We start from the raw sequence: 14,897 nt of genomic DNA on the forward strand, positions 1-14,897 counted from the left end.
AAATAATAACGTTCATAAAATTCTTGGAAAAGTACTGGTTTTCTTTCTATACTTTGCTTTTGTTTCAATGATTATGACTTACTTTAAGGAAAGCTGCCATTTCCCGTTAAGCTATCTTTTATATATTGGAATTACCGCCACAATACGATTTATCATTGTGAATAACAATTATCAAATTGGAAGTTTATTTTTATCGTTAGGAATTATCGCCTTAACAATTAGTTATTTAATGTTAACAAAAAAAAGATTAGAAGATAATGAAAGGAGAATTTGAGCATGAGCAGAAATAGAGAGCATGAATTTAGTAATTTGGTGCGCGAAATCCGTAAAGAGCAGGTTGGGAACGGACCTAGAGAAATCACTACTCGTTTTATAGATACATGGGCTGTTAGTGAAATGAAAGGCAATCTTACGAATGTAGAAAAATTTATGATAACTTCTCCTGAAGGCAAAAGGATGGTTCATGAGGCACGTACAGAACTAGTGAAAAAAATTTATGATTGCTCCGAGATACGAGATAAGTTTGAAAAACTTGTTCATGCAAAAATTGTAAGAGTTTTTTCAGACATTAATATTGAAGAAGACGTTGCGATGACTACTTTTGTTTTTGATAGAAAGTTAGATAATTAACTAAGATAAACTCCTTGGCGTACGAAGCAATCGAACTGCAAAAACACCAAAAACATAGCAGATATTTGCTGTCGTGGTTTGGATGGAAAGATTAGTATGACCTTAAAAGGAATACGGTTTATTAACCATAAAAGAAGCTGTCGCTAAGTCAAGCTTTTGGCTTAGCAGCGATAGCTTCTTTTAAACATTTATCTAGAAAGAGTTAAAGTTTATATAACCCTTCATACTTTTTTAAAAAATAATTAATTAACGGCTGAGCATCAATTCTACCTATAGAAAGGTTAGTTAAGATCTCTCTTGGCGTTTTTAGTTTTCCATACTGGTGAATATGCTGTTTTTGCCAGTCTGCTATAAGTGATAGGTTTTGACTCGAAATGATTTCATCAAAGTCAGGGTTGTCTTTGATTACGGCTTTTCTTAGCTGAGCTGCATAAATGAAGCCTAGATTGTAGGAAGGGAAGTAGCCAAACGCTCCTCCGTACCAGTGGCCGTCCTGAAACACCCCGTCACGGTCTGTTTCCGTTTTGATTCCTAAGTACGCTTCATATTTTGCATTCCATGCGGAAGGAAGATCCGAAACGCGAAGCTTTTCAGCGAATAAATCTCTTTCTAGCTCGTAGCGAATGATAATATGCAGCAGATAGGTAAGGTCATCTGCTTGCAAACGAATGATGACTTTAACTTAGGACCTGTATTTTATAACGTGAGCGTGAATAAATAACATAATGTAAGAACGAGCAAAAGTGGTTTTATACAAAAAAAGTTACGAAAGCGGCTGGGGCAAAGAGTATTTTAGTTAAAGGAAAATCCGTACGATGAAGATTCTTGGTGGAGAATCCAACTCGTTCGGATTTTTTTGTAATGGGTAGGTTTCATGTATGTAGCAGCATCTAGCTGTTGGTTTCGTCATGTCTCAATTTCTTTCGATTATCTGTTTTTCACGCCGCTCATCAGTAAAAACAAAGGAATACGCATTCGCCGCTCGTAAGTTTCAGCGCTGTCGAAACGTTCTTTTTGAGGACATGCTTCTTTTAAATTTGTAATGGTGAATCCGCTTTGCTGCATTAAAGAAAAGTACTCTTCAATCGTGCGATGATACTTTTGAACGTATCCGCCCATCCAGTGCTGCTGACGGAATCCCATTGAGAAGTAGTTATCCACCGTCCAGTTTGTGCGCAAAGCAGAAGGCTGCAAAGTGGAAGTAATGACTGGATGTTCCACAGAAAAAATAAATCTTCCTTCAGGTTTGAGTGCTTGATTCACTTTAGCGAAAATGGAGGCTAAGTCTTCCGTGTAGTGGAGAGACAGTCTTGCAGTAACCAAATCGTATTCGGTGCGTGGTGGAGTATAATGCTCCATCGATTCATGGAGCACTCTTGCATTTGGATAGTTTAAAAGCTGTTGCTGAGCTGCGTTTATCATATTGATCGAGCCGTCTACTCCGGTATAAGAGAAACATCCCTATTCAAGAAGCTCCGCACCAAATCCAGCGTTTCCGCACCCTAAATCTAAAACGTTTGCATCTGTAACATCACCTAGAAGCTGTAAAATGGCAGGTTTTTCAATCGTATCGTTTGCATTTTCTTTTTGCTGCCGACGTTTTGTATAGGCCAAAAACGTCTCGTCATTATCGTAAAATTCAGATCCTGTTGAGATCTTCAACTAAATCAGCCTCCTCTATGCAAAGTACCTCATTATACACATGTATTGAAATTATTTACAAATATTTTGATAGATATGGAAATGGTTTTTTTATTTTGGAAGTAGTGCTATTATGTGGAGTAACCGACTTGTACACGTTTACGGAAGATAAGTCTAAAAGCTAAGAGTCGAGTATAGAAAGGGTCAGTCTATGCGTAACTCTTAGCTTTTGCTTTGAAGCCGTAGGAAACCATTTGTTTTTGGCGTCGTTCTTATTTCGGTGATTTTTCAACAATTGCTGCGTCTATTTGCTGAGATAATACGCTGTTAATCTCTTTTTCACTCTCCACTTTTTCTAAAATGAGCTGCTTATTACCTGTCTTGATTTTTAACATCGTACCTGAGTGGATGGAGAAATCATCTCGCAGCTTTTTAGGAATAGTAAGTCGAAAACGGTCATCAATTTTTCGAGATTGAGCCGTAAATGTTAAAGTCATTTTCTTCCCAAAACTCATTTCATATTTTTGAATCACAATGTTATTTTCTTTGTTAATAAAAAATTGAACCTCCATGTTTGCATCCAATTCCACGGACGTTAAAAGTTCAGAAGTGAGCTGAATCTGCCGGCCGGTTAATGTTGCATAATAAGGAGGAGCCACCGCAGGTTTTTGTGAAAGCGCTATCGATTTTTCGTCTCTTTTTTTCATAACAATTTGCTGTTCTACCACGTATAGTTCTACATAATCAAAGGGCTTAAGTTCATAGTCATCTCGCAGGGATTTTGGGATGACTATTCTACCCATATGGTCAATTGTTCGAATGAAGATATGAGAAGGAACCGGGACATTTTCATTATGATGATCGATAATAATCCAATCATCACAGCTCCGCAAAAAAACTTTGTCGTTTGTCTCGAGTTTTGTTAGTTGCATAAACAAAGAAGGAAGGGATACTCTTCCCATTTCGTCAATTATACACTCTTCTTTTTTTGTACGCATCTTGCTATTTAATCCTTTCTAAAAACATTTTAGATGGGGTATGTTACTTAAATTACACAGCATTTATTTCTTTGTCAAATGAAGCAAATGAGTATTTATTCATCCTACAGATTGAGAAATACAGGAAGTTTGACCTCATTCAGTAGATGCACAGCTGTCCCATGTGAAAGGTAATCATCYGAAGAAAACAGTTAATCTGTTAATTAGAAAAGCATAGAATAAAAGCGTTTTTCTTTCTTTTGATTTTATTGTCAGAAACAAAGGTTTAAAAAGGAGCTTCCTTCCTTTTCTAAAGAGTAGGTTTTTTATTAACAAAATGCAACCGGATTTACGCTGAATGATGAATAGATTTATGCATATTAAGTCGAGAAAAAAATTTCAAGCGKAGCTTTTTTTACTTGTTTTGAAGAGCAGTTATAGTCGAAGGATAAAGAAAAAAGCTCAAAAAAATGAGCTTTGAACCAATTTTTATCGTTTTTCAACCAGCAGTAAGATGAAGGTAGCAAGCGGTCCTAAAGCAAGAGATAATAAGAACCAGTTCAGACCCGTTCGCTTTTTACCTTGCGCTAATCCGGCATTAATTAAAGCCAGCGTTCCCCATCCTACAACGTATTGATTATCCATATGACACCCCGCTAATAATTGTTTCTTTATTTGATTAACAAAACCTATATTAGCATAAATATCCATATTTTTGATTGGAATTCCTGAATTAGGGTGGAGAAACGGTGAATTTCTTCAAGAAGCAAGGTTCTTATTCTCCTTAGCTTAGTGAAGGTAGTAGTGAATAAGAGAAGKGTGCACGTAGTAGACGTGAACATATTGAGGCCGATGATAGTGAAGCTGATGCATATATTGATTCATAAGCCTTTGAATGGCGTTATACACATTAGGCGGATAGCCATAATAGCCGTGGTGAATACCAACTCGAAACAAGGAAACGGGCGTCGTGTTATTGGTTCTGCACATTGTGCTACACTCTTCTGCGCTTTTAACCTTGCGCAGCTACTCCACCCGCTGGTGCAGCGTTCCGCTGTCCTAGTTCTTGATCGAGTATAAAAATAGCTGCAGGGTTATTTTGGGCGATTTTTAGACGGTCTACAATCGTTTGAGCTTCTTCGTCGACTTGTTCTCGTAAAAAGTCCTGCACGATGACTAACGTTTGAGGGTCATTGGCTTGGCTGATAAATTGAAACGCTTGACGATRAGAATTCGTGACGAACTTCTCATGCTCCAATACTTTTTGAAACGTTTCTAACGGTGAACCAAACTCACTTGGCTGAGCAGGCAAAGAGCTTAATTCTACCGTTCCGCCGCGGTCAACTAAGTAGTCAATAAGTTTTAGCATATGAGTGCGTTCTTCTTCAGACTGCAGACGCAGCCAGCTGTCCATTCCTTTATAGTTTAATCGATTCATATAGTTAGACATAGCTAGGTATAAAGTCGAAGAGAYGTGTTCAAGTTGAATTAAGTTATTGAGCAGCTTTTGAATTTGTTCGTTCATATTTGTTATTCCTCCTTAGGGAAAAGGGTTCTTTCGTATACCACCTGCAACCATCACGCTTTTAATCTACAAAGATACTATATGTCACTTCTTTAAGTAGGTAACTTGCCCATCCTTTATTGGTGCTTCTTGCTTACATATAAGGGTTGTATAATGTAGGAATAAAAGTAGTTTAAAAGTATCTTTTTTTAGATGGTTAAAATTACTATGTTCTATTTAACCAATTTAGTGATAAAATTGTCACTCTGTGCAATTTTAATTGGTGTGAAGGAGTCAGAAAAATGAATATGCAACACGTATTAATACCTGGATTTGAAAAGCTTGCGAGCTTTGTTTTCTGGTATCCATTTATTATGTCTTTATTTTGGATTGCAGGCACGCTTATTTACATACGCTATCGCGACCGAGATCCTAAAGTTGATTTTTCAACAATTGAATGGCCGCTAGTGAGCTTTTTAGTGCCTTGCTATAACGAAGAAGAGACGATTGAAGAAACGCTTAAGCACCTTTTGGCGTTAGATTATCCGTCTAAAGAAATCATCCTTATTAACGATGGCAGTACGGATGGAACAGCTGCTATTTTAAAGGAAATCAGCAGAAATCACCCTGAAGTTCGTGTGATTCAGCTTTATGAAAATAAAGGAAAAGCCAACGCGTTACATTTAGGTGCGCATGCATCTAAAGCTGAGTTTTTAATCTGCTTAGATTCCGACGCTATTTTAGATCAAGACGCTCCATATTATCTAATCCATCATTTTCTTCATAAAGGGGAACGGCTTGGAGCCGTTACCGGAAATCCGCGCATTCGAAACCGTAATACGCTGCTGAGCCGCATTCAGCTAGTTGAGTATTCTTCTATTATCGGTTCTATTAAACGAACACAGCGAATTTTAGGAAAAGTAATGACGGTCTCAGGCGTAGTAGTAGCTTTTCGAAAGAAAGCACTTGTGGACGTCGGGCTGTGGGATCGTGACATGATTACGGAAGATATCGCCGTGAGCTGGAAGCTGCAGCAGCGCTTTTGGGATATCCGCTATGAACCGCGGGCATTGTGCTGGATGCTTGTGCCCGAAACCTTAAAAGGAATTTGGAACCAGCGAGTACGCTGGGCTCAAGGCGGACAAGAGGTAATGCTTCGCCACTGGAAAGTGTTATTAAAATGGAAGCAGCGCAGAATTTGGATTGTATACCTAGAGCAGTGGATCAGTACCCTTTGGTCATTCGCATGGCTGTTTGTGACTATCATGCTGCTTGTTACGGCGAGCAGCCCCCAAGACATGCTGTTTTGGTTTACGTTTACGTCATTTTCCCTGGTGTTTATGAGCTTAATTCAACTGTTTATTGCGCTGAAAATTGATTCAAAATACGACAACGTGAAGCGGTATTACGTATGGGCTGCATGGTACCCGGCGCTTTATTGGATTGTGAATACGATTGTGGTAGTGGGCGCATTTCCTCGTGCTATCAGATCTAGAGTGAAAGGAGGCTATGCTACATGGAGCAGTCCAGACCGCGGCTTAACGAAGAGCAAATCATGATTCAAGCCAAACAGCCTCTTGCTCGATTAGTGATAAGCATCATTGTTTCCTCTGTTTTTTGGCTCTATTGTGCCATTGTTCTTTGGTTTTTCCTTTCAGCTGTTATCGGCGTAAATGACCGTTACAGCGGGGTATTAAAAATTGCATTCAAAACGACGAACGACGAAATTCGAACATTTTTAGTAATTGGACTCGCTATTTTTTGCTTCTTTTTCCTGGCTCTGTTTTTATGGAGATCCTACAACAAAAAGAGATTTGGAAGCTTAAACCGACGAAAAGAGCCGGCGTATACGAGTATTAAAGATTTAGAGCGTCTTGAGCTTTTATCCAAGGATCAAATTCAGGAGCTTCAGCGTGCACAGTACATCGAGTTTGATGTTAATCCGTTAAAACATACTGAAGAGAGGAAGCACGCATGAAGAAATATGTATTCTTTCTTTTGATTGCGGCAGCGGTAGTTGGCTTTATTTTCTTTAAAGTAGTGAACTGGGAAGACAAGGCGGAAGCAACAACGACCGTGGAGCCAGCGCTTGGGACGAACGGATGCTTAGGCTTAAATTATCATCGCGTGCGCAAGCATAATTGGTTTAATCGAGTTGTCAGCTCAGTTACAAAGTCTGACGAACTGACAGAGTACAGCGTCTACAGCAATGATTTTGAACATCAGTTAAAAAAGCTGAAGGAACTTGACGCTACGTTTGTTACGCCAAATGATATTGAAGCGTATCAGCAAAAAGGCACGTTTCCAAAACGCTGCGTATGGATTTCATTTGATGATATTGACCGTACTGTTTATCAAAACGCGTTTCCCATTTTAAAAAAGGAAAACATTCCGTTTACGCTATATGTAATCGCAGGACAAGTGGGAGCAACGGATTTTCAAAATTTAAACATGGCTTCGTGGAGTCAGCTAAAAGAAATGAAAGACAGCGGCCTTGCGACAATCGGTTCGCATACATATGATATGCACCGTTTAGAAGAAGACAAGCCTTTATTTCTGACGCCTGCTAAATACAGCGCGTTTGCTGAAGACTTACGAAAAAGCAAAGAAACGATTAAGAACCATTTAGGAATAGACCCAGTTTACTTTGCATATCCATACGGCAATACAAATGATGACGTAGCTAAGATTGTGAAAGGTGCTGGTTTTCACCAAGCAGCTATCTTAGCGCCGCATCTTATTACAATAGATAACGACCCGTATTATCTGAACCGAATTGTTGTATACAACAAAACCTTTCAAAACTTTATTCTCCCGTGGCTGACGCGTACGAGCACGTAAGAAGAAAGTGTGAAAAGCCTCTGTCTAAAGCAGGGGCTTTTTTTGTTCACCATCAAAAGGTATGTCGATTAAGTGAAGAAAGTACACTTTCATTTCTATAAAAATCATTTTAATGGTACCATAGAAAAGTTGTGATAAAAGACATGGACAAACGAAACAATCTATCAATTTTTTCACGAACTTCTTGTAAGAAGTTTGTGAAGGTGAAAAGAGGAAAACAGTGATCATACGCTTGCTATTTTAATAATGTAAGGTAATCGGACAGATTAATTCGTTATCCGTTACTGGTTAATTTGTATTCATTATTCACGATTCCTCTCTATCATTTCGTCATGGGTTTTGTTTTATCGTTAAAATTTTGATAAAGGTGTATAGGCTATGGAAAACAGGCATTTTGAATATAAATTTAAAGAAGCGCTGAAAAAACTAAATGATATTGAACTTGCGTTAAATGAATCATCGATTGTAGCGATTACGGATAGTCGCGGATTCATCAATCACGTGAACGATAAATTCTGTGAAATTTCTAAGTACGAAAGACATGAGCTTCTCGGTCAGGATCATCGTATTATTAATTCGAAACATCAYTCAAGCTTGTTTTTTAAAGAGTTATGGAGCACGATCAGATCCGGTAAGGTATGGCACGGAGAAATAAAAAATAAGGCAAAAGACGGTTCGTACTACTGGGTGGATACAACCATTGTTCCTTTTTTAGATGAGCGGGGTAAGCCGTATCAGTACGTATCGATTCGCAATGATATTACAAAACGAAAAGCATATGAAGAAAAAATTAAGCAAATGGCTTATTATGATCCGTTAACCAATTTGCCTAATCGCTATTGGTTAAACAAGCAGCTGAAAAAACTGCTTTTAAATCGGGAATCTCCTGAACTGTTGGCCATTTTATTTTTGGATTTAGACCGCTTTAAATCAATAAATGATACGCTTGGCCACCATCACGGCGATGTGCTGCTGAGGCGCGTAGCAGAAAGGTTAAGAAAATGTATTCCTTCCTCTGATTTTATCTCGCGGCACGGGGGCGATGAGTTCATTTTAGTGCTGCATTCACTACAAACTGTTGAGGAAATTGAAGAAATGACCGAGCAGATTGTAAAAGAAATGTCGCTTCCTTTTTATATAGACAGAGATAAAGTGCTAACCTCTACAAGCGTTGGTATCAGCCTATTTTCAAAGGAATGTCAGCAGCATATTATTCCAAAAGACGCAGATGAACTAATCGACCGGCTGATCAAGCAAGCAGATATTGCGATGTATGTAGCAAAACGGAATGGACGAAACACATATGAAATGAGTTCGTCTTCATCTAATGAACGAATAATTAAAACAATCAGCATGGAGAATGAGTTAAAGTATGCGCTAGAAAGAGAGGAATTTCAGCTCGTTTATCAGCCGTTAATCGATTTGAAAACGTCTGATGTCATAGGGGCAGAAGCGCTTATTCGCTGGAATAGCGCAAAATTTGGTACCGTCTATCCAAATGAATTTTTGCCTATTTTAGAAGAAGTGGGTCTAATTGTGCCGGTTGGCAAGTGGGTGTTGGAAGAAGCGTGTAAGCAGATGAAAGCATGGACGGAGCTGAATTCACAAGCGAGTAAAATAGGAGTGAACGTATCACCTATTCAGCTGAAGTCCTCACGATTCGTAGCGGAGATGGAACAAATTTTGAAAAAAACGGGCCTTGAGCCGCACTTTCTGGAACTTGAAATCACTGAAAGCGTTATTCAAAACAGTCAAGAATCAAAAAAAGTGTTAAACCGTCTGCGGAGTCTAGGCGTAAAAGTGGCGATGGATGATTTCGGAACGTGCTATTCATCCCTTAGCTATCTCAAACACTTGCCGATTAATACGTTAAAAATTGATAAATCATTTATTGACGACTTAGACGAAGTTGGAAAAGTACTGGTGGAAACGATTATTCAAATGGGAAAGAAACTTAACTTTGATCTAACTGCAGAAGGAATCGAAAACGAAGAACAGCTGCAGTTTGTGACGGAGCAAGGCTGTCATATCGGTCAAGGCTATCTATTCGATAAGCCGCTTTCTCCCGAGGAAATGAGCCGTTTGTTGAAATGAAGGAAAATCCTATGTACGGAAAGAAGCTCTTTAATAGAGCTTTTTTTATGGTTTTTAATCGTATGTAAGGAGTGAGGAATTTGTGAAAGAGTATGTTGGAATCTGCACAGTATGTCAAAAGAACGTGTACTGTTTAGAGGGATTTTTAAACGGTGTGGTTGTTGAAGGGAAGCTGGTGTGCTTTGCGTGTGAAAAAGAGGAGAAGCGTAACTCTCATAAAAACAAAAACTAGCTACCTGGGGTAGCTAGTTTTTGTTTACTGCGCATTCACTTTTTCAGCTTGCCAGTAATACTCGCTGAACACATCAGAAAAAGCTTTGACGGTATTTGTGAGTTCTTCCATATTGTTATCGACGCCCCCTACTTCAATTAAAATGGAGCGGTCGGATAAGTCTTGATTATATAGCCCGTTATTGCCGCTTGTTTTCTTTTTGCTTAATACTCCGCGGCTAAGGCCTGGATATTTTTCCTCTAGTTTTTCATGGATCGCTTTGGCCATTTTCACGTTTTCATCAAATTTCGGGTTCGCTTCACCTAATACAATCATCATTTTAGCGTACGATTTGCCGTTGATAGCGGCCGTTGTTTTTTCTTGGCGCAGTGAATCACGATGAATATCAATTAAATAATCGACGTCTTTGTTTTGCTGAAGAGCCGTTTCCACGACGTTGCGAGACATCATATAGGCTCGTCCCGTACCCCAGCCTTTTTCATTCAGCTTTTGCGTCATATTAGTTGTATCTACTTCCGAACCGATTCCGTCTGCTTTTAATTCCATTCCTAGCATTTGACCAACGAGCGTGATGTTGGTTTTGTTATCAACGGCTTTATTTTCATTCGCTTCACCTTGCATACCAAGTAAAGGGAAATAAGATTCCCAGCTGTGGGTGTGGTAGATGTACACAACTTTTCTGTCTCCCGTACTTTGCTTGGCCTGTGCTTGAGACTGTTTTTTGCTTTCTTCGTACGTTTTGCTTTCAGCAGGATCCAAATCACGCTCCCCTGAAATGCTTTCGAGAGGAGGAGCCGATTCATGGGGAATCGTCGTATAATCCGTTCCTTCACCGGCTAATAGAATATGAGAATCAAAAATAGAAAAGCCGGGCAGTTCTGATCCAAATAGACTTCTTGTATCTGCCACGCGAATATTCGTCGCCAGCTGCAGGGCGACAGAAGAGAGAGGAGGCGGGGAGAAGTCTTCTTCAAAGGCATGAGAGAAATGATGGTTTTCCGTATGCATGAAGTAGAACAAGCTTTGGGCTTTATAATTTGATAGTGCTTGATAGACAACGTTTGAGCGCAGCGTATGCTGAAGGGTTGAATACGTGACGGTAAAAATAGCGGCTGATGTTAAAAGAACAAATAGTATAGCGATAATTAATGATTTATAAGAAAGGATCCAAAAAAGCTTTTTAGGCTTTTCAGTAAACTTGTTTTTCATAGAGTAAACCTCCTCTAATAAAATTTTGAAATCAGCGGATGAAAACTCTAAGAGGAGAATGTTATGTATCTACTATTTACTCTATTAAAAAGAAATAGAAATATGATAGAAACCATGATATTTCACACAACATAAAAAAGTTTATATTAAGGCATACTGTAAAAAACGGTGCGTATTGGAGCTGGTTAGATGAACGACTCATGGGTTTATCATCATTTTATTAATACATTTTTATTTCCTTTAACAATGTTTGGCGTGGCATATTGTGTGCTGGGGGTGTTGCTATACATGCTGTGGAAAGAAAAGCAAAAAGAAGGACCAAAAGAAAACAAGAGCTCTTAAATAAGAGCTCTTGTTTTGTCGAACATTCAGTTAGAAAAAGGGAGATTCACTTTCTCTAAGAACTCCATTCGGTTGCCAAAAGGATCATCCACGTAAATTCTTTCGACATCGGGAATGTTTTTGTCTTCTATAAAAGAAATACCGAAGTTAGTCAGATGATCTTTGAACGCAGGGAGATTTTTAACGTGAAAGCCTGGATGCGCTTTTTTTKCGGGTGAAAAGGCAGGTTCAACACCAATATGCAGCTGATAAGAACCAAATTCAAACCACACGCCGCCGCGCTTTTTTAGACTTTCCGGCTTTTCGATTTCTGTTAAGCCAAGAACGGTTCCGAAAAAATGTCGTGCTTCGCTTTCTGAATTTGGGGGTGCAGCTAGCTGAATATGATCAATATGCGTCAGTGTAAAAGTCATAAACATTCCTCCTTAAATAGTAGAGTACTAGTTAAGTTTACGTGATGTATACGTGTAAATAAATGACAAAAAGATGATGCTTTTCATAAGAAAAACTTATTATTTTATATACATATAACACCAAATGAGGTATATTTTATTTTGTTGTTATTTAGGAGAATTGGAGATTAATATGGAATATCACTATACGTTAACCAAAGATGATTACGTAGCTTTTAACATGCATCACGCTCAACATTCGGAAAGAGTACAAAAAGTGCTGAGAGTTCAGCGATGGATGTCGCTTATTTTTCTTCTTATTCCTTTGCTTGTTTCGTGGGTTGAAGGAGAATTTTTACTTGGCATGTTCGTAGCGTTTGCACTGTTTGCGGTGCTGTGGTTTTTATTTTATCCGAAGTACTTTTACGGAAGTATTAAAAAGAACATTGTAAAGGTAATAAATGAAGGAGATAACAGCAGTCTGACGGGTAAGCATACTATGATGGTTACGGAAGATGGCTTGGTAGAGAAAAGCTCAAAAGGAGAAGTGAAGACTCCTTGGTCAAGCATCACTCAAATTAGAGAAACCGATGAACATATCTTTATTCTTGTTAGCGCAATGAGCGGATACGTTATTCCTACAAGCACCTTTGCAGATGCAAAAGCGCTACAGCAGTTTAAAGAAACGCTGAATGCTRCAAGAGACGAAAAAACAGGCTGAGTAGTAAATAATAATAATGTGGAAAAACGCCCTCCTAGATACTTTTCTAAGAGGGCGTTTTTTTAACAGCAGTCCCAGTTGTACAAAACATCTCTAAAGTTACGGTTGCGAAGGTCTTTTTCTTTAATAAAGAAATTCGCCACACCCGCATCACCAAACATAATATCCGCTTCGTCGTCCATGGCGAATTGAAGAAGCAGAACATCGTATGCTCGCAGCGCTTCCTCGTAGTCTCGAGGATCGCTTTGAGTGAAAAAAGCGTATCCGCCCATTTTATGATACTCGCCCGTAAGCTCATCCCAGTAGATTTCTTCCGTTTCTTCATCGTCAAATAAATCTGATTCTATATCATTATATCGATAGTCAGTAGGGGAAACGGGTTCGATTTTTATTTCAAACTGTAAGCCTACTTCTTGAGGAATAGGGAACATATCCCGGTCAATGTCTTCAAGATACGTAAAATCGGTTGTTAGCTTTTTTTCATCTGTGATTACGTCTTCATAAAAAACGACGCGAAAGTCTTTTTGAGCCGTAGGATGGTCAAAATCAAGGCCGTACATATCGCCCGTGCTTTCGTTATTAGCTCCGCAAATGAAAAATTGAAGCATGCCTTGAACGGGCATATTTTCATAGGAAGGTACTTCAGAAAAATTGATTTGTGCCATCAAGAGCATCGGCTTACCTTGAGAATCAAGAGGATGATTTGCTTCTAGAGGAAGGTAAGGGTTGCCGCCAAACTTGCTTTCATATAATTTTGGACTGTTCATAACCGTATTGATGTGGATGTAAGGCTTACATGTTTTTTCGATTTCTTTTCGGTAAGGTTCTAGCTTAGGAGGCAGTTCTAATTTTGATAGAGGATTCATATGTACTCTCCTTTTTGTTTGGAATAAAAAGAACATTTGTTCGTATTTATATTTTACCTTAATACATACTGAAAGAGAAGAGAAATCGTATAAAAAATCCCTTTGCAGAAGCATCTACAAAGGGCACAAAGAAATGATAGCGTTTTCATTAAGGGACTTACTAAATGACTGCTTATTTAGAAAAGAATCCTTTTAAAGCAAATGCGACGTTTTGCGGTCTTTCCGCTAAGCGGCGCATAAAGTAGCCAAACCAGTCGTTGCCAAATGGCACGTATACGCGCATTGTATAGCCTTCTTTTGCAAGGCTAAGCTGCATGTCTGTGCGGAATCCGTACAGCATTTGAAATTCAAACTGCGTGCGCGGGATGTTGTTTTTGTGAGCGAACTCTTTTACTTTTGCAATAATATTGTGGTCATGAGATGCAATAGCCGTGTACGTCCCGCTCAGCAAATGCTCTTCAATAATTCGCATATAGTTCTCGTCAATTTGGGCTTTGTCTTGAAACGCCACGGTTGGTGATTCTTGATACGCGCCTTTTACCAATCGAAGAGGAACGCCTTTTAGCTCTTTTACGTCTTGTTCAGCGCGGAACAGGTAAGCTTGAATAACCGTTCCAACATTATCAAACGTCTCGCGAAGCTCTCGTAAAATATCTAGCGTCATTTGGCAGTGAGCGTAGTCTTCCATGTCGATTCGGACAAAGTTGTCGTATTTTTTCGCCGTTTCAAGAATGCGGCGCATGTTCTCAACGCAAAAACTGCGGTCAATATCTAAACCAAGCTGCGTCATTTTGACAGATAAGTTGCACGCTACACCGGCTTGCCCCATAGCTTCCAGCGTTCTGACATTATATTGAGTCGCTTCGATAGCTTCTTCTCTGCTTGAAACAAATTCCCCTAAATGATCAAGCGTACAAACAAGTCCTTTTTCATTCAGTTCCCGTACTTTTTTGATCGCATGTTCAATCGTGTCGCCAGCTACCACTTGAGCTGCACCAAAGCGAAGACCCCATTTTTTCGCTGCTTTGTTTAGCGCTTTATTTTGGGAAGCGTGAAGAAACACATTTTTAGATACCTCTGCTAACATAAATATCTCCCCCTATAGAAAAAAATCCCTTGTTGTTTTAAGATAGAGCAGCCTAAGGCTGCTCTACTGAGTATTAAAGCGTCGTGCTTGTTGTTTTTGCTTGCAGGTGCAGAATCAAGTAATCAGGACCGCCAGCTTTTGAATCTGTTCCTGACATATTAAATCCGCCAAACGGCTGGTACCCAACGATGGCACCTGTACAACCGCGGTTGAAGTAAAGGTTTCCGACGTGGAACTCTTCTTTTGCACGTTCGATGTGCTCAGGCGTATTTGAAAGAAGGGCACCTGTTAAACCGTAGTCTGTATTATTAGCAATTTCCATCATATGATCGAAGTCGCGCGCTTTGCAGAATGCTACGAC

18 protein-coding genes and 1 pseudogene are annotated in these 14,897 nt (G+C 39.2%); 8 read left to right on the forward strand and 11 right to left on the reverse strand.

The annotated features are described in order from the left end of the window. Window positions 1–274, forward strand: a 274-nt coding sequence (locus tag AC1DRF_RS08550) for a phosphate-starvation-inducible protein PsiE (protein ID WP_477740584.1), incomplete at its 5' end; no start/stop codon positions are given. Window positions 275–276: 2 nt separating this feature from the next. Continuing rightward, window positions 277–630, forward strand: a complete 354-nt coding sequence (locus tag AC1DRF_RS08555; RefSeq protein WP_013058527.1) for a Na-translocating system protein MpsC family protein — start codon at window positions 277–279, stop codon at window positions 628–630. A 202-nt stretch (window positions 631–832) separates the two neighbouring features. Here AC1DRF_RS08555 and AC1DRF_RS08560 read toward each other — a convergent pair whose 3' ends face one another. The 6 genes and pseudogenes from AC1DRF_RS08560 to AC1DRF_RS08585 all read right to left on the reverse strand — a co-directional run bounded on the left by AC1DRF_RS08560 (window position 833) and on the right by AC1DRF_RS08585 (window position 4,773). Next, window positions 833–1,294 carry a gluzincin family metallopeptidase gene (locus tag AC1DRF_RS08560; RefSeq protein ID WP_274154986.1) on the reverse strand — a complete coding sequence of 154 codons (462 nt, stop codon included), beginning with the start codon at window positions 1,292–1,294 and terminating at the stop codon, window positions 833–835. 263 nt (window positions 1,295–1,557) lie between these two features. Further along, window positions 1,558–2,292, reverse strand: a pseudogene (locus AC1DRF_RS08565) (class I SAM-dependent DNA methyltransferase). Between the two features lie 251 nt (window positions 2,293–2,543). Further along, window positions 2,544–3,233 carry an AbrB/MazE/SpoVT family DNA-binding domain-containing protein gene (locus AC1DRF_RS08570; protein WP_477740585.1) on the reverse strand — a complete coding sequence of 230 codons (690 nt, stop codon included), beginning with the start codon at window positions 3,231–3,233 and terminating at the stop codon, window positions 2,544–2,546. 504 nt (window positions 3,234–3,737) lie between these two features. Beyond that, window positions 3,738–3,893, reverse strand: coding sequence for a hypothetical protein (locus AC1DRF_RS08575; protein ID WP_477740586.1), 156 nt, complete (start codon window positions 3,891–3,893; stop codon window positions 3,738–3,740). A 144-nt stretch (window positions 3,894–4,037) separates the two neighbouring features. Beyond that, window positions 4,038–4,238, reverse strand: a complete 201-nt coding sequence (locus AC1DRF_RS08580) for a hypothetical protein (protein WP_477740587.1) — start codon at window positions 4,236–4,238, stop codon at window positions 4,038–4,040. 22 nt (window positions 4,239–4,260) lie between these two features. Next, entirely contained in the window at window positions 4,261–4,773 is a 513-nt protein-coding gene (locus tag AC1DRF_RS08585; protein ID WP_477740588.1) for a ferritin, read from the reverse strand. 281 nt (window positions 4,774–5,054) lie between these two features. Here AC1DRF_RS08585 and pgaC point away from each other — a divergent pair, with 281 nt between their 5' ends. From pgaC to AC1DRF_RS08605, 4 genes are all read left to right on the forward strand, one after another. Beyond that, window positions 5,055–6,311 (forward strand): poly-beta-1,6-N-acetyl-D-glucosamine synthase, encoded by a 1,257-nt coding sequence (gene pgaC, locus AC1DRF_RS08590; RefSeq protein WP_162214823.1) that lies wholly within the window; start codon window positions 5,055–5,057, stop codon window positions 6,309–6,311. Next, the gene (gene pgaD / locus AC1DRF_RS08595; RefSeq protein ID WP_427075102.1) at window positions 6,269–6,730 is read left to right on the forward strand and encodes a poly-beta-1,6-N-acetyl-D-glucosamine biosynthesis protein PgaD; all 462 of its coding nucleotides are present in this window, start codon (window positions 6,269–6,271) and stop codon (window positions 6,728–6,730) included. Before pgaC ends, pgaD begins: the two co-directional genes overlap by 43 nt. After that, complete coding sequence (locus AC1DRF_RS08600; protein ID WP_427075101.1) at window positions 6,727–7,593, forward strand: polysaccharide deacetylase family protein; 867 nt, start codon at window positions 6,727–6,729, stop codon at window positions 7,591–7,593. The genes pgaD and AC1DRF_RS08600 overlap by 4 nt, the downstream gene beginning before the upstream one ends. 378 nt (window positions 7,594–7,971) lie before the next feature. After that, entirely contained in the window at window positions 7,972–9,687 is a 1,716-nt protein-coding gene (locus tag AC1DRF_RS08605; RefSeq protein WP_427075100.1) for a putative bifunctional diguanylate cyclase/phosphodiesterase, read from the forward strand. 256 nt (window positions 9,688–9,943) lie between these two features. Here the strand turns inward: AC1DRF_RS08605 and spoIIP are convergent, their stop codons facing one another. Then, entirely contained in the window at window positions 9,944–11,128 is a 1,185-nt protein-coding gene (gene spoIIP / locus AC1DRF_RS08610) for a stage II sporulation protein P (protein WP_043978539.1), read from the reverse strand. Window positions 11,129–11,317: 189 nt separating this feature from the next. Between spoIIP and AC1DRF_RS08615 the strand changes: the two genes are divergently transcribed. Next, window positions 11,318–11,470 carry a hypothetical protein gene (locus AC1DRF_RS08615; protein ID WP_427075098.1) on the forward strand — a complete coding sequence of 51 codons (153 nt, stop codon included), beginning with the start codon at window positions 11,318–11,320 and terminating at the stop codon, window positions 11,468–11,470. Between the two features lie 26 nt (window positions 11,471–11,496). Here the strand turns inward: AC1DRF_RS08615 and AC1DRF_RS08620 are convergent, their stop codons facing one another. Continuing rightward, window positions 11,497–11,883 carry a VOC family protein gene (locus AC1DRF_RS08620; RefSeq protein ID WP_477740589.1) on the reverse strand — a complete coding sequence of 129 codons (387 nt, stop codon included), beginning with the start codon at window positions 11,881–11,883 and terminating at the stop codon, window positions 11,497–11,499. A 160-nt stretch (window positions 11,884–12,043) separates the two neighbouring features. On the opposite strand from AC1DRF_RS08620, the gene AC1DRF_RS08625 reads away from it, so the two are divergent. Continuing rightward, window positions 12,044–12,583 carry a YcxB family protein gene (locus AC1DRF_RS08625; protein ID WP_477740590.1) on the forward strand — a complete coding sequence of 180 codons (540 nt, stop codon included), beginning with the start codon at window positions 12,044–12,046 and terminating at the stop codon, window positions 12,581–12,583. Window positions 12,584–12,645: 62 nt separating this feature from the next. Here AC1DRF_RS08625 and AC1DRF_RS08630 read toward each other — a convergent pair whose 3' ends face one another. The 3 genes from AC1DRF_RS08630 to AC1DRF_RS08640 all read right to left on the reverse strand — a co-directional run. Beyond that, window positions 12,646–13,449 (reverse strand): YwqG family protein, encoded by an 804-nt coding sequence (locus tag AC1DRF_RS08630; protein ID WP_377576567.1) that lies wholly within the window; start codon window positions 13,447–13,449, stop codon window positions 12,646–12,648. 172 nt (window positions 13,450–13,621) lie between these two features. After that, complete coding sequence (locus tag AC1DRF_RS08635; RefSeq protein ID WP_097823136.1) at window positions 13,622–14,536, reverse strand: proline dehydrogenase family protein; 915 nt, start codon at window positions 14,534–14,536, stop codon at window positions 13,622–13,624. 73 nt (window positions 14,537–14,609) lie between these two features. Beyond that, window positions 14,610–14,897, reverse strand: a 288-nt coding sequence (locus AC1DRF_RS08640; protein ID WP_477740591.1) for an aldehyde dehydrogenase family protein, incomplete at its 5' end; no start/stop codon positions are given.

Source organism: Priestia sp. P5_B4 (assembly GCF_056400385.1).

What these genes read in the sequence shown, in the direction of transcription:
- AC1DRF_RS08555 (WP_013058527.1), top strand. Translation starts at nt 277, where the DNA reads ATGAGCAGAAATAGAGAGCATGAATTTAGTAATTTGGTGCGCGAAATC.
- AC1DRF_RS08570 (WP_477740585.1), bottom strand. Translation starts at nt 3,233, where the DNA reads ATGGGAAGAGTATCCCTTCCTTCTTTGTTTATGCAACTAACAAAACTC.
- AC1DRF_RS08575 (WP_477740586.1), bottom strand. Translation starts at nt 3,893, where the DNA reads ATGGATAATCAATACGTTGTAGGATGGGGAACGCTGGCTTTAATTAAT.
- pgaC (WP_162214823.1), top strand. Translation starts at nt 5,055, where the DNA reads ATGAATATGCAACACGTATTAATACCTGGATTTGAAAAGCTTGCGAGC.
- pgaD (WP_427075102.1), top strand. Translation starts at nt 6,269, where the DNA reads ATGGAGCAGTCCAGACCGCGGCTTAACGAAGAGCAAATCATGATTCAA.
- AC1DRF_RS08600 (WP_427075101.1), top strand. Translation starts at nt 6,727, where the DNA reads ATGAAGAAATATGTATTCTTTCTTTTGATTGCGGCAGCGGTAGTTGGC.
- spoIIP (WP_043978539.1), bottom strand. Translation starts at nt 11,128, where the DNA reads ATGAAAAACAAGTTTACTGAAAAGCCTAAAAAGCTTTTTTGGATCCTT.
- AC1DRF_RS08615 (WP_427075098.1), top strand. Translation starts at nt 11,318, where the DNA reads ATGAACGACTCATGGGTTTATCATCATTTTATTAATACATTTTTATTT.
- AC1DRF_RS08630 (WP_377576567.1), bottom strand. Translation starts at nt 13,449, where the DNA reads ATGAATCCTCTATCAAAATTAGAACTGCCTCCTAAGCTAGAACCTTAC.
- AC1DRF_RS08635 (WP_097823136.1), bottom strand. Translation starts at nt 14,536, where the DNA reads ATGTTAGCAGAGGTATCTAAAAATGTGTTTCTTCACGCTTCCCAAAAT.